This window comes from Mesorhizobium tamadayense, from assembly GCF_003863365.1.
GTDB lineage: Bacteria > Pseudomonadota > Alphaproteobacteria > Rhizobiales > Rhizobiaceae > Mesorhizobium > Mesorhizobium tamadayense.
On the sequence record NZ_RQXT01000009.1, the window covers coordinates 1 to 13092 of the forward strand.

Genomic DNA, 13092 nt, shown 5'->3' on the forward strand with positions numbered 1-13092 from the left:
GGATTCCTAGCATGACCGTAACGCCGCAGGCTGATGGCTACGTGATCATATTGCGTCCGGGTGACCATCAGAAAGTCACCCACCCAGACCGATACTTCGTTCCCTACGACAGTGTCATCCCGTCCGGCGACGACAACTTCCACATCTGCCTGCATCCGACAGAGGAGCACGAAAACTGCTTCTTCGCGCCGTCGGAGGCGATGTAGTTGAAAACTTGCGGCATGATTGCCCCACCACGCTCGGCCCAACAGCCGATCAGGGCGCCGACCGGCATCGCCACGCCTATTTCACCGAGCCCGCCGTCATGCCCATGATCAGGTAACGTTCGAGCGCGATGCCGATGATCGCCAGCGGCGCTATGGCCGCTGTGGCAAGAGCCGCCATCGACCACCAGTTGATGCCTTGAGAGCCGGTCTGGCTCGCCACCATCACGGGGATGGTCTTGGCATCGGTCGAGGTGAGCAGGGCGGCGAAGAAATACTCGTTCCAGCACAGCACCATCGCCAGGATGAAGGCGGCGACCATGCCGGGGAGCGCTATCGGCATGACGATACGGAAGAAGGCGCCCCAGATCGACAGGCCGTCGACAAGCGCTGCCTCCTCGAGCTCGACGGGAATAGAATTGAACTGGTCGCGCATGATCCAGATGACGATCGGCAGCACCATCAGCGTGTAGAGCAGCACGAGCCCGATGCGCGTGTCGAGCAACGCCACTTCCCGGTAGAGCACCAGGAAGGGCAGCGCCAGCACCACCGGCGGCAGGATGAGCTGCGATAGGAAGAAGAAGGAGATGTCCTCGTTCTTGAACCAGGCGAAGTGATAGCGATAGCGGGTGAGACCGTAGGCGGCGAGGCTGCCGATGATGATTGCCAGGCTCGACGCGCCGACCGAGGTGATGACCGAGTTCATGAAGCGTTTCAGGAACTCGTCGCGCACGGTCGAAGTCTGGGAAATCGAATCCGGCGACAGGCCGAGCGAGCGCCAGCCTTTCCAGTCGGGCTGGAAGTCGACGAAGGGGATAAGATGGCCCTGTGTGACGTCGACCGCCGATTTGAATGAGGTGGTGATCGTCCAATAGATCGGGAACAGGCAGACGAAGGACCAGAACACCAGCGCGCCATAGATGAAGACGCGGCTGCCGACGAAGGCCGCCGGCGAGCGGATTTCGGAAACGGTGTAGTCGGTGGTCTGGACACTCATGATACCGCTCAATTGACGTTGCGCACGAAGCGGTTGGCGAATTTCAGCAGCCAGGTGACGAACACGACGATGATGATCAGGTAGATCATGGCAAGCATGGTGCCGTAGCCGACATTCGAGCGGTCGCGATATTCCCGATAGATGAAGCTCGACACGGAATCTGTGGCGCCGCCGGGGCCGCCGGACGTCACCGTGATGATGATGTCGGCAAGCTTGAGCTTGAAGATGATGCGCAGGATCACCGCCGTCACCGACACCGGCAGCATCAGCGGGAAGGTGACCTGCCAGAAGGTCTGCCATGTCGTCGCGCCGTCGACGCGCGCCGCCTCGATCACCTCGCGCGACATCGCCTGCAGGCCGGCGAGCAGCATGATCATCATGAACGGAATGAAGGTCCAGGCGTCGAGCACCATGATCGAGATGCGGGCGGTGATCGGGTCGGAGAAGAAGGCGGGGTTGCCCCAGCCAAGATGGCGCGCCAGCGTCGCCGCCGGCCCAAAGCGGTATTCCATCAGCGACTTGCCGACCATCCACGACACCGCCACCGGCGATAGCATCAAGGGCAACAGGAAGACGACGCGGAAGAATTTTCGGGCGCGGATCTGCGCGTTGAGCAGCAGCGCCAGCGCAAAAGCAATGACGTATTCGACCAGCACCGCCAGCACATAGAGCACCATGTTGAACAGCGCGTTGCGGTAGTAGGGGTCGCCCAGCATCTGCCAGAAATTGTCGAGCCCGTTGAATTTCCGGCCCGCGAACGAGCTGAGGTTCCAGTCGGTCAGCGCGATGTAGAAGCCGAACAGCGTCGGGAAGATCACCATGGCGATGGTGAAGAGCAGGGCCGGCAGCAGGAACAGCGCGCGCTGGCCATCCTCGCCGCGCGTCAGCACCTGCCAGGCGCCGAGCGCCACGCCCCAAAGTACATAGGCATAGACCACCGGACGCCAGGTATAGAAGCCGATCGTGTCGACCTCGGTCTTGTAGAGGATCTGCATCACGATTGTCGCCAGCAGCACGAGCGTCCCGGCAATCATCAAGGCCCAGCCGAGGCGCTTGCGGCCGGGTGGAATCAGATCGGCCGGTGTGGAATTTGCCGGCCACGCATTCGCGGTCGAAGTCTGGTCAGCCACGGCTCTTGATCCTTCAGTCCAAGTGACCGGTTTGCTCAAGTGACCGGTTGGGGCCGGTCAAGGATGCGGCCCGGCGACGAGCGTCGCCGGGCCGCGACTTCTCCTGAGGCAGCCTACATGCCGAGCGAGGCTTTGTAGAGCTTGATCTGGTTCTCGCGGCCGATCTGGTCGGTCAGCTTCTCCCACGCGGCGGCGATCGCATCGGCGCCTTCCTGCGCCTTCATCTTGCCGGCGAAGGTGTTGGCCAGAATGTCCTCGGCGGCGCTGTAATACTGGAAGATGCCAGGGATACGTGGCTCGATAGCCGCATTCGGATGGTTGTAGCTGTCGGCTTCCGACTTGAGATATGAGGTGGTGAACGCCTCGTCGTAACCCGCCGCCACCCATTCCGGAATGTTGAAATGGCTGTTGCGGTAGGGCTGGAAGCCGGACGGATACGCCGCGCACCAGAGCGACAGATCCTTGCCGCCGAGATGGGCGGCGGCGGACCATGCCGCCTTCTTCTTCTTCTCGTCGCTGTCGACGCGGGCCATGACATAGACGCCCCAGCCGAGATAGGCGCAATTCGGCGCGTAGTTCGGTCCGCTGGCGAGCTTTTCCCACTTGCCGGTCTTGGAGTTATAGACATCGTCCGAGCCCGGCAGGATCGAGAAGCCGGTGACGTCGCCAACGACCGAGGAGTCGTTGGTTTTTACGTTGGAACCGACGTCGCCCCACCAGGCCACCATCGAACCCGTGCCGCCGAGAAACTGGCTGAACGCAGTCTGATTTGGGTCGGCGTTGATTTGATCTTGCGGCTCGGAAGGCAGTGCGTCGATCACGTCCTGGATTGCCCGCACCCAGGCCGGGTTATTGACGCGCGGCTTCATCGTATCCGGATCGAACAGCCAGGCCTTGTCGTCGGGGTGCTTGGCGTAGGCGCTGGCGCGGCTGCCAAGGAAGTAGAAGCCGAAGCCGCCCCAGGGCTTGGGCGCGTCGAGATAGCCGAAGACGTCCTGGCCCTTCATCTGCTTGCCCTTGAGGAACTTGGTCACGGCCTGCACCTGCTGCCAGGTCTTCGGCACACCCCATTCCGTCAGGCCTGCCTTGTCACCGCTATCGGCTTTCCAGGCTGCTGCCAGATCAGAGTCGGCGAACACGTCGGTGCGGTAGTTGAAGTTGTGCGTGTCGCCGTCAACGGTCACGCGATACTGCTTGCCGTTCCACGTGCCGACCGGAGGCTTCAGATAGGCCACCAGGTCATCCATATCGATCTGCTTCTTGACCCAGTCCGGCATTTCGGAAGTGAGGCCCTTGCCGCAGACGTCGCCTTCGAAGGGCGCACCCATCTCGATGATGTCGAAGTCGACGGTGCCGGTGGCAATCGCCTGCTGCAGACGCGGATTGTAGTCGGCCTGGGCAAGATCGATCCAGTTGATCTTGGCGCCGGTATAGGCTTCCCACGGCTTCAGGAAGCCGCGGAACAGCACGTTGTGCAGGTTCTGGTTGTTGAGGCCCATGAAGGTAAGCTCGACGCCGGCGAATTCACCTTCCTTGACGTTGGCCTTGGTCGCTTCCAGGCAGAGCTCGCCGACCTTCTGGAAGTCGGCATCCGTCGGCTGGCCCTTGCCGACGCCCGGAATCTGCAGAATTTTCGAGCGCAGGTCGTCGGCCGCTGCCGCCGGCTTCGTCAGCGCGCCGAGCCCGGCGCCGGACGCGGCGGCGAGCGCCGCCATGCTGGCAGCACCCTTCAGCAAATCGCGGCGGGTCGCCCCGGCGCGTACCAGTTTTTCGTAAAGATCGACTCTCATCTCAAGGTTCCTCCCAGAACTTCAGTCGTGAATTGGAATTGCCAATCTCTCGGACGTCGAAACGTCTGCGGTTCTCCTATACCATAGGGGGACGTGGGACCCCACCCTGCGCCGCTTGGAGATCCGATTTTCGGCACTAATGTCGACGGTCGGATTGGCATTCGACACTATTCGCGTAATCGATTACCTTGTCAACAAGGACGGCTTTTTATCTATAAGATACCGACTTGCCCTTGCCGTTGGCAATGGCTAGCTTCACCGAAAAAGATAGGGGAGACGATGGCTCAAGTCGCGATTGCCAATGTGGCCAAGGCTTTCGGAACCGTCAAGGTTCTGCATGAGGTCAGCGTCGATATCGCTGATGGTCAGTTCGTCGTTCTGGTCGGTCCTTCGGGCTGCGGCAAGTCCACGCTCTTAAGGATGGTGGCGGGGCTGGAAACGGTCTCCGGCGGAACGATCTCGATCGGCGATCGAGTCGTCAACAACCTGCCGCCCGCAAAGCGCGACATCGCCATGGTGTTCCAGAACTACGCGCTTTATCCGCACAAGACGGTGGAGCAGAACATGGCCTTCGCGCTGAAGCTGCGAGGCACCGATCCTGCCGTGGTCGCCGAAAGGGTGAAGCGCGCGGCCGACATCCTCGACCTCGCCCCCTATCTCAAGCGCTATCCGCGCCAGCTCTCGGGCGGCCAGCGCCAGCGTGTGGCCATGGGCCGCGCCATCGTGCGCAATCCGCAGGTGTTCCTGTTCGACGAGCCGCTCTCCAACCTCGACGCCAAGCTGCGTGTGCAGATGCGCACGGAGATCAAGGAACTGCACCAGCGGCTGAAGACCACAACCATCTACGTCACCCACGACCAGATCGAGGCCATGACCATGGCCGACAAGATCGTGGTGATGCGCGACGGCCGCATCGAGCAGGTCGGCGCGCCGCTGCAACTGTTCGACCGGCCGGCCAACCTGTTCGTCGCCGGCTTCATCGGCTCGCCGGCGATGAACCTGCTCAAGGGCACGGTGAAGAAGGGTGAGAAGTCCGTGGTCGACATCGCAGGGTCGGCGTTTCCGCTTCCTAGCGGCAGCTCCGCGCAAGACGGACAGGCCCTCGTCTATGGCGTGCGGCCGGAGCATCTGGAAATCCACCCCGATGGCATCGCCTCCACGATTTCGGTGGTCGAGCCGACAGGCTCGGAGACGCTGGTGTTCGTGCGCTTCGGCGAGGGCGAGATGGTGGCGCTTTTCCGCGAACGTCATGATTTCAAGCCGGGCGATACGCTGAAGCTCAGGCCGCGGCTCGACCACGTCCATCTCTTCGACGCAGGGACCGGCAAGCGTCTCTGACCGCAAACAGACTTTCCAAGAGGAAACCATGCTCAAAGGGATCAATCCGCTGCTCAATGCCGATGTGCTCCAGGCGCTGCGGGCGATGGGGCACGGCGACGACCTGATCGTCGCCGACACCAATTTCCCATCCGACTCCGTTGCGAAGCAGACCGTGCACGGCAAGCTGCTGCGCATCGATGCGCCGGCGGCCGAGGTGGTAAAGGCGGTGCTGTCGCTCTATCCGCTGGACAGCTTCGTCAACGACGCCGCCGCGCGCATGGAGATCGTCGGCAAGCCGAACGAGATCCCGCCGGTGCAGAAGGAGGTGCAGAAGGAGATCGACGCGGCCGAGGGCAAGGCCTGGCCGATGATCTCGATCGAGCGCTACGCCTTCTACGAGCGCGCCAAGAAGGCATACTGTGTCATCCAGACGGGCGAGCGTCGCTTCTATGGCTGCTTCGCCTTCCGCAAGGGCGTCGTTCCGCCGGACGCGGAGTGAGAAGATGGCCGCCGGCAAGCCCTTCGTCATGAAGCCTGTTGTGATCCTGGGTGTGTTCGTCGCCGACACGGCCTATCGCGCCGACCGCCAGCCGCGCATGGGCGAGACGCTCCTTGGCAATTCGTTCAAGCTCGGACCGGGCGGCAAGGGCTCGAACCAGGCGGTGGCGGCCGGCAAGCTCGGCGCCGACATCACCTTTCTGACGAGGCTCGGCGTCGATGCCTTCGCCGACATGGCCAAGCACACCTGGGAGGCGGCGAGCGTGAAAAGCGCGGTCATCGACACGCCGGACAGCTATACGGGCGCGGCCTACATCTTCGTGGAGGAGGGCACCGGCAACAACGCCATCATCGTCAGCCCAGGTGCTGCGATGCTGATCTCGCCCGCCGATATCGAGGCCCATGCCGGCCTGATCCGCTCGGCCGGCGTCTTCGTCACCCAACTCGAGCAGCCGATCGACGCCGCGCTGAAAGCGCTGGAGATCGCGCGCGCGGCCGGGGTGACGACCATCCTCAATCCGGCGCCCGCAGCCACCCTGCCGGATAGCATCTACGCGCTCTGCGACTACGTCACGCCCAACGAGTCCGAGGCCGAGGGATTGACCGGCATCACCGTCGCTTCGGTCGACGATGCCCGCCGCGCTGCCGACAGACTGCTGGCGAAGGGGGTGGGCGCTGTCATAGTGACGCTCGGCGAGAAGGGCGCGCTGCTGCACAGCAAGGGCCGGTCCGACCATGTCGGCGCGGTCAATGCCGGCCCGGTGGTCGAGACCACGGGGGCGGGCGACGCCTTCAATGGCGGCCTGGCCGCAGCGCTTGCCAAGGGCGTCGAGCCGCTGGAGGCCGTGCGCTTCGCCTGCGCCGTTGCCGGCATTTCGGTGACCCGTCCGGGCACAGCACCTTCCATGCCGACGCTCCAGGAAGTCGAGGCGCTACTGGCGAGGGCCTGAAGTCGCCAGCCTCGCGCGCGCCCTCACCGGCGCTACCAGCCTCGCGTCCGACGGGCGCCTGCCCTCATATTTCGGTATCTTGCGACCATGGTGGCATATTAGCCACGGTTAATATTATTCGGCGCCGACGCCTTGCGCCGACGACATAGGTGTTCCGTAATGGGTCACCATGTCTGGCATCGCAATTGCACTGTCAGCAATGCCGGGGTGGACTTGTGCCTCGGTAGCCGGGGGGCAAATTTGGGGGGCCCCGCCGCTTCGCGAATGGAGCGGCGGGCTCCTTGATGTTAAGTTGAGGGCCGCCTGAAACGCCAAAGCCTTGGGTGCCGTGCCGATGTATTTTCCTCAATTTCTGGTGGGCATGTTCGCGACGTCGTTCATCACGGCAATCTGGGCCGAGCTGGAGACCGGCTCCGTCTGGAAGGCGCTCGGCTGGGCCGTCCTTGCAATGATCATTCTTCAGGTCGGATACGTCGGACTGGTGGTCCGGCTGATCTACAGAGGGGGATCGCAAGCCACTGAGGTAGACTTGGTATCGGCAAATGCCACACCACCGGTCCATCGCGCGCGTCCACGCTAATCGGTTCGAGCGCAGTCGGGGCACGCGTGCCTAACCTGCCAGGTGCATATCGTTGCCGCAAACCGCTGCGCAGTTTTGGGCGACATGCTTACTCGCAATCCCGCGCGCCCACGACCGGCCGAATTCAGCCATCAACCCGCCCTTCGGAACGCAAGCGATGCGAGCGCGTTCACTGTCTTGACCAAACACCCTGGTTCCGGAACGGTGAGATGAAAAAGCCCTATCAGAAGCCAACGCTTGTAAAGCGCGAGAAGCTCACCGCGCGAACCGCCCAGATCGTCGCCTCGGGCGTCGTATTGGGCGAATGAATGCCGCTCTATCTTCTTTTTTAACGCAATTCCTGACAGGAAAACCGTTTCACACTTTTCCTGGAATTGCCCTAAAGGATTTTGCTGGTCAGCTCCAGCATCGTCGCGGCACCTTGCTCGCTGCCGGGCATGTGCACGACGCGCAAGAGGCCATATTCGATCCTTCGACCGGCATCGACACGCTTTCACCCACCCGCGGCAGCTCCTGGAAAGCGAGCTCGTCCACATCCTTGGCGTCGTCAATCGAAACGCGGCATTTCACAGTCATCTGTCTCTCCCATCTTTTGCCCCTGTGCGGAACGAGGCAGTTTACTGAATGGTTCCGAGGGATCGGGCGAGCACAAGGTTTGGCTGTGGTGGTCGGCGAGACAGGCACAGGCCATCGATCCGACGCGACGCCGCTGATCCAACGCGGCGCCGCTAGAGAGCCGGGCCCAGCCGAATGGCGCTTCCGTCAGAAAAGCGCGACAGGCGAAAGCGGGTCAGATCGTGCCCGATCTTGTTTCCCTGGATCATATCAGCCACGACCCGACCGATTCCCGGCCCGATGCCGAAGCCGTGACCGCTCATGCCTGTCGCGACGACGAGGCCGCTGATCGCCTGGACGCGATCCACCACGGGGACGACGTCGGGCATTGCATCTATCATGCCTGACCAGCTTGCCTTTATGCGGACCGACCCGAGCTGTGGGAACAGGCGCTTGAAGTTGCGTTCGATCGAACGGAGACCGGAACGTTCGGGAGCAGGATTGAGCACCCGCATTCTTTCGAAAGGACTTTGGGAATCCGGCGTCCAGTGACGCGGCGTCGACCAGCTGTCCGGGTAGCCAGCGGGTGCGGCCGGCGAATAGCGTGACCCGAACGGATTGGCCATGAGCGCGGGAAGGTATTTCATCGCGTGCCGAAATGCGTCAGGGCCAAGGTAGAGCAAATGACTGCCTCCCGGGGCGAGCGTGTATCCGCCATCCTGCCTGCGCCTGAAAGCGATATGCTCTGCTGCCGCGGCACCTGCATGGATTTCAGGCATTGGCTCCGTTGCCGCGGCGGTCGACCTGACGCTGAGCTGGGGAATGGAGACGCCATGTCTTCTGAGGAAAAGGGAAGACCAAGCGCCGCCCGCGAGCAGAACGCTGGACGTCTCGATGTGACCCGCCTCGGTCCACACACCGCTGACCCTGCCGGCCGAGATTTCCAGGGTTCGCGCCGCGCAATTCTCTACGATCTTGACGCCTTTGCGCGCTGCAAGCCGAGCTAGCGCGGGCACCGCCACCCAGGGCTCCGCCCGCATGTCGGAAGGTGTCGTCATCGCGCCCTTGAAACTGCGTGACATGCCTTTGATGAGACCCGCGGTTTCCTGCGCGTCCAGAAGGCGGGTGTCGATCTCATGGACGGCGGCGACCTTCATGAATTCTTCGTAGCCGGCCATTTCGCGATCCGAGTTTGCCAGGTAAGTCACACCTGTCTGGTTCAGGCCGATGTCTTCGCCACATTCCTCAGCCAGTTGCCGCCAGTGACGGGACGCCTCGATCACGATCGGCAGCTCATCCGCATCGCGTCCCTGCTTGCGGATCCATCCCCAATTGCGTGACGACTGTTCGGCCGCGATGCGTCCCTTTTCGACCAGCGTCACCGAGATGTTTCCCCGCGTAAGAAAAAGCGCTGTCGTGACGCCGATAATGCCGCCGCCGACAATCACCACGTCCGCACTTTTCGGTGGAGGACCGGGATATTGGATCGGGTCTGCTTCGGAGAATGGGAAAGTGGGCAAGGGATGTATCCTGGAGAAAAGCGAAGACAGCTATGGCCTATCGTTAGCCATCTTTTCTTGAGGCAGTTCGAGGGGAAGGTGGAGCACAGGCTGGCTAGCGAGCGGCGCCGGGTATTCGCCCGCGACAGATATATTCAAAAAGTTGAAACCGAGCCTCTTCCGATCTAAAGACCGGGCCAAAAGACTCTGCATTGCCAATGAGTTGGAAATGGCGCGAGTGACGGGGCTCGAACCCGCGACCTCCGGCGTGACAGGCCGGCACTCTAACCGACTGAGCTACACCCGCGCACAGACGAGCACCTGTCAGGCGTGTTCGTCGTTGGGCGCTGGATAAGGGGTTCGTTTGCGGGTGTCAAGCGCGGCATGTGAGCATAACAGCAATCGGCAGAAGGTTTTTTGACAAGTGCGCCGGCATTGGGGAAATCCGCCTGACAACGGGTGCGCCGGCTGTTCATTGGGCCTTGCGAACAGAACCCTAACTGCTTAAAGGTCCGGCCCGGAGCGGGCGATTAGCTCAGTTGGTAGAGCGCTTCGTTTACACCGAAGATGTCGGCGGTTCGAGCCCGTCATCGCCCACCAGTTTTCCTGCGGAATCGACAGTCACGGCGGCGTCAGGCGGAAATCCTGGCCCTCGGGCAGGAGCTGGCCGCCGTCGACGACGATGGTCGTGCCGGTGATGTAGCTGGCGTCGTCGGAGGCCAGGAACAGGAAGGCGTTGGCGACGTCGCGTGGCGTGCCGAGGCGACCGAGCGGCACGGCGTCCTCCATGCTCTTGATGAAGGCGGCATCGCGGTGCAACTTCATGCCCTCGGTCAGGATGTTGCCGGGCTCGACGCCGTTGACGGTGATGCCGTAGCCCGAAAATTCCAGGGCCGCGGCGCGGATGAAACCGTTGATGCCGGCTTTGCTTGCCGAATAGTGGCCGTGGCCCGGGCTGCTCACCTGCGGGCCGGTGATAGAGGAGGTGAAGAGCATGCGGCCGCTGTGCTGCGCCTTCATCGGCGCCAGCGCTGCGCGCGCGGCGTTGAAGCTGCCGCGAAGATTGACCGCCATGACGCGGTCCCAGTCCTCCGGGCTGGTGTTCTCGATGAGCTGCCAGGGATAGATACCGGCGTTCTGGACGATGATGTCGAGGCGGCCATGACGCTGCAGCGCCAATGCTACGACAGCTTCTGCGTCGGCCATCTTCGAGATATCGGTGTGGATGAAGGCGGCACCCAGTTCGTCGGCGCTCGCCTTGCCGGATGCGGCTTCGCTGTCGGCCAGCACCAGTTTTGCGCCTTCCTCGGCGAAGCGTTGGGCTATGCCCCTGCCGATGCCGCGCGCGGCGCCGACGATCGCCGCCACCTTGCCTTCTAGGCGTCCGGTCATCCGAGCCGTCCTCTCATGCGAGTTTTTGGCGAATGGTTTGCTTGAAAGCGTCGAGCAGCACGGCGGCCAGTACCAAGAGGCCATGGATGACCTGGGTGAAGTTGGCCGGCAGACCCATCAGGTTGATGGCGGTGTTGATGGCCGACAGAAGCAGCACTCCGGCATAGACGCCGGGCAGCGTGCCGACGCCGCCCTTGAGGCTGACGCCGCCGATGACGACGGCGGCGAAGGCATTGAAGAGCAGGCCGACCCCGAGATTGGCGGTGGCGCCGGACGTGCGGATGGCAAGCAGCCAGCCGGCGAGGCCGGCGATGGCGCCGGCAAGCACGAAGGCGATGACCAGGTTGCGGTTGACGCGGATGCCGGCGCGGAAGGTCGCGGTCTCGTTGCCGCCGATCATCACCAGATGCCGGCCGAACGGCGTCTTGGCCAGGATCAGCGAGAAGACCACGAAGCAGCCGATGGCGATCCAGGCGGTGAGCGGCAAGCCGGCGAGCCGCTGGATGCCGAACCAGCGGATGGCCGGCGCCAGATCCTGCGCCGACCGTCCGCCCGAGACGACGAGCACCAGGCCGCGCACCCAGATGTAGGAGGCCAGCGTGATGATGAAGGCGCTCATCCTCACCTTCACGATCAGGACGCCGTTGATGACGCCGATGATGGCGCCGACACCGAGCGCGATGGCGAGCGATACCGGCACCATCAGCCAGTTCGGATGGAGCTGCAGGCCAAGGCCGATGCCGGACGAGCAGAACATGATGCCGACCGCCATGGCGCTGAGCGCCGCGACCGATTCGACCGAGAGGTCCATGTGGCCGGCAATGATGACCAGCGCCAGGCCGATCGACATGACGCCGAGCACGCTGGAAGCCTCGACGATGTTGGCGAAGATGCCGAGCTGGAAGAAGTTGGGAATGAAGGCGGAGAACACCGCCAGCACGAAGACCAGCATGAACCAGACGAGATTGTCGAGCACGAGCTCGAGGATGCGGCGGGTGCGTGGGCTCATTGGCTTGTCCGGTTGGAGCTGATCCCGTTGGGGCCGATGCGGTTGACGTCGGGATAGATGCGCGGCCGCCAGGGCAGGGCACGAGGCTCCGGGCCGTTGGCCCGGAGCCCTGTCCGCGAAGTTTATTCGACCGATTTCACCGTATCCGTCGGCGGCTTCTGGTTGCCCCAGAAGGCGGGATTGTCGACGTTCTCCTTGGTGATCGCCGCACCCGGGATCTTGATGTTCGGGCCCCAGGCTTCCTTGGTCACCACCGACTTCAGGCCGAGCACGTCATAGTCGCCGGGCTTGATCTCCTGCTTGTTGACGACCTTGTCCATGAACATGGCGACCGCGGCGGCCTGCGCGTAGAGCGGCTGCTCGACCTCGACGTTCAACCAGCCCTTGCGGATCAGGTCGAGGCCGACCGGCGCGCCGTTCGAGCTCATCAGCATAACGTCGCCCGGCTTCTTGCCGGCGGCCTCGAGCGAGGCGACGGCGGCGACCGAGAGGTGAGCGGCATGGCTGAAGATCAGGTCGATATCCGGGTTCGCAAGGATCTGGTCGTTGACGATGGTCCCGGCTGCATCCGCCGCCCATTGCATGGCCGGCAGCGAGATGATCTTGACGTCCGGAAACGCCTTCATCTTCTCCTCGAAGCCCTTTTGGATATCGAGCGTGTAGGGATCGCCGGGGTCGCCGAGCACCTGCAGGATCTTGCCCTTGACCGAGCCGTTCTTGGCTTTCAGCAGTTTTTCGGCCTGGTCGGCCGCGATGTGGCCGATCTCGACCGTGCCGGCGACCGAGGTGAAGTCGGAAGGCGTGGCGGTGATCTGGCGGTCGAACTCGACCACCGGGATGCCGGCCGCGCGGGCGGATTCAACGGATGGCTTCAACGCGTTGAAATCGACCGCGGCGAGGATGATCGCCTTCGGCTTCAGCGCGATCACGTCGTTCATCTGCGATTGCTGGGCGTCGGTCTTGTTGTCGGCGTTCAGCGTCTTCATCTCGTAGCCGACCTGCTTCAGGAACAGTTCCAGCGCGCTCACCGAGCCGGTCTGGAATTCGTCGAGCAGTGTCGGCACCAGGTAATAGACGGTACCCTTGGACTGGGCGAATGCCGGCGTGAGCGTGGCAACGGCCAGGGCCAGGATACCGAAGACAGAAAGTAGCATTCGCTTCATGTCGTT

General features: G+C 62.8%; 12 protein-coding genes, 2 tRNA genes and 1 pseudogene. 7 read left to right on the forward strand and 8 right to left on the reverse strand.

Annotation, left to right across the window (positions count from 1 at the left end; all coding sequences use genetic code 11):
* Positions 1–206: pseudogene (locus EH240_RS09585) on the forward strand (hypothetical protein); the annotation flags it as partial.
* 76 nt (positions 207–282) lie between these two features.
* Here EH240_RS09585 and EH240_RS09590 read toward each other — a convergent pair.
* The 3 genes from EH240_RS09590 to EH240_RS09600 form a co-directional block, all read right to left on the reverse strand.
* The gene (locus EH240_RS09590; RefSeq protein WP_124997532.1) at positions 283–1200 is read right to left on the reverse strand and encodes a carbohydrate ABC transporter permease; all 918 of its coding nucleotides are present in this window, start codon (positions 1198–1200) and stop codon (positions 283–285) included.
* Positions 1201–1208: 8 nt separating this feature from the next.
* Positions 1209–2330, reverse strand: a complete 1122-nt coding sequence (locus EH240_RS09595; RefSeq protein WP_124997534.1) for a carbohydrate ABC transporter permease — start codon at positions 2328–2330, stop codon at positions 1209–1211.
* 113 nt (positions 2331–2443) lie between these two features.
* A complete protein-coding gene (locus tag EH240_RS09600; protein ID WP_124997535.1) occupies positions 2444–4120 on the reverse strand; it encodes an ABC transporter substrate-binding protein in 1677 nt (558 codons plus the stop codon).
* A 279-nt stretch (positions 4121–4399) separates the two neighbouring features.
* Between EH240_RS09600 and EH240_RS09605 the strand changes: the two genes are divergently transcribed.
* The 5 genes from EH240_RS09605 to EH240_RS38445 all read left to right on the forward strand — a co-directional run bounded on the left by EH240_RS09605 (position 4400) and on the right by EH240_RS38445 (position 7776).
* Positions 4400–5458 carry an ABC transporter ATP-binding protein gene (locus tag EH240_RS09605; RefSeq protein WP_124997537.1) on the forward strand — a complete coding sequence of 353 codons (1059 nt, stop codon included), beginning with the start codon at positions 4400–4402 and terminating at the stop codon, positions 5456–5458.
* Positions 5459–5486: 28 nt separating this feature from the next.
* Positions 5487–5939 (forward strand): RbsD/FucU family protein, encoded by a 453-nt coding sequence (locus EH240_RS09610; RefSeq protein WP_124997539.1) that lies wholly within the window; start codon positions 5487–5489, stop codon positions 5937–5939.
* 4 nt (positions 5940–5943) lie between these two features.
* On the forward strand, positions 5944–6888 hold the full coding sequence (gene rbsK / locus EH240_RS09615; RefSeq protein ID WP_124997541.1) for a ribokinase: 945 nt from the start codon (positions 5944–5946) through the stop codon (positions 6886–6888).
* Between the two features lie 328 nt (positions 6889–7216).
* Complete coding sequence (locus EH240_RS09620; RefSeq protein WP_245435906.1) at positions 7217–7468, forward strand: hypothetical protein; 252 nt, start codon at positions 7217–7219, stop codon at positions 7466–7468.
* 209 nt (positions 7469–7677) lie between these two features.
* A complete protein-coding gene (locus EH240_RS38445) occupies positions 7678–7776 on the forward strand; it encodes a putative RiPP precursor (protein ID WP_206075243.1) in 99 nt (32 codons plus the stop codon).
* 420 nt (positions 7777–8196) lie between these two features.
* Here EH240_RS38445 and EH240_RS09630 read toward each other — a convergent pair whose 3' ends face one another.
* Positions 8197–9543, reverse strand: a complete 1347-nt coding sequence (locus tag EH240_RS09630) for an NAD(P)/FAD-dependent oxidoreductase (RefSeq protein WP_124997543.1) — start codon at positions 9541–9543, stop codon at positions 8197–8199.
* 209 nt (positions 9544–9752) lie between these two features.
* Positions 9753–9829: transfer RNA gene (locus tag EH240_RS09635), tRNA-Asp, on the reverse strand.
* 217 nt (positions 9830–10046) lie between these two features.
* Between EH240_RS09635 and EH240_RS09640 the strand changes: the two genes are divergently transcribed.
* A tRNA-Val gene (locus tag EH240_RS09640) sits at positions 10047–10122 on the forward strand.
* A gap of 21 nt (positions 10123–10143) precedes the next feature.
* Here the strand turns inward: EH240_RS09640 and EH240_RS09645 are convergent.
* The 3 genes from EH240_RS09645 to EH240_RS09655 all read right to left on the reverse strand — a co-directional run bounded on the left by EH240_RS09645 (position 10144) and on the right by EH240_RS09655 (position 13086).
* A complete protein-coding gene (locus tag EH240_RS09645; RefSeq protein WP_124997545.1) occupies positions 10144–10914 on the reverse strand; it encodes an SDR family NAD(P)-dependent oxidoreductase in 771 nt (256 codons plus the stop codon).
* A 13-nt stretch (positions 10915–10927) separates the two neighbouring features.
* On the reverse strand, positions 10928–11923 hold the full coding sequence (locus EH240_RS09650) for an ABC transporter permease (RefSeq protein ID WP_124997547.1): 996 nt from the start codon (positions 11921–11923) through the stop codon (positions 10928–10930).
* A 122-nt stretch (positions 11924–12045) separates the two neighbouring features.
* Positions 12046–13086 (reverse strand): sugar ABC transporter substrate-binding protein, encoded by a 1041-nt coding sequence (locus EH240_RS09655; protein ID WP_124997549.1) that lies wholly within the window; start codon positions 13084–13086, stop codon positions 12046–12048.
* Between the last annotated feature and the right edge of the window lie 6 nt (positions 13087–13092).

What these genes read in the sequence shown, in the direction of transcription:
- EH240_RS09590 (WP_124997532.1), bottom strand. Translation starts at nt 1,200, where the DNA reads ATGAGTGTCCAGACCACCGACTACACCGTTTCCGAAATCCGCTCGCCG.
- EH240_RS09600 (WP_124997535.1), bottom strand. Translation starts at nt 4,120, where the DNA reads ATGAGAGTCGATCTTTACGAAAAACTGGTACGCGCCGGGGCGACCCGC.
- EH240_RS09605 (WP_124997537.1), top strand. Translation starts at nt 4,400, where the DNA reads ATGGCTCAAGTCGCGATTGCCAATGTGGCCAAGGCTTTCGGAACCGTC.
- EH240_RS09610 (WP_124997539.1), top strand. Translation starts at nt 5,487, where the DNA reads ATGCTCAAAGGGATCAATCCGCTGCTCAATGCCGATGTGCTCCAGGCG.
- rbsK (WP_124997541.1), top strand. Translation starts at nt 5,944, where the DNA reads ATGGCCGCCGGCAAGCCCTTCGTCATGAAGCCTGTTGTGATCCTGGGT.
- EH240_RS38445 (WP_206075243.1), top strand. Translation starts at nt 7,678, where the DNA reads ATGAAAAAGCCCTATCAGAAGCCAACGCTTGTAAAGCGCGAGAAGCTC.
- EH240_RS09645 (WP_124997545.1), bottom strand. Translation starts at nt 10,914, where the DNA reads ATGACCGGACGCCTAGAAGGCAAGGTGGCGGCGATCGTCGGCGCCGCG.
- EH240_RS09650 (WP_124997547.1), bottom strand. Translation starts at nt 11,923, where the DNA reads ATGAGCCCACGCACCCGCCGCATCCTCGAGCTCGTGCTCGACAATCTC.
- EH240_RS09655 (WP_124997549.1), bottom strand. Translation starts at nt 13,086, where the DNA reads ATGAAGCGAATGCTACTTTCTGTCTTCGGTATCCTGGCCCTGGCCGTT.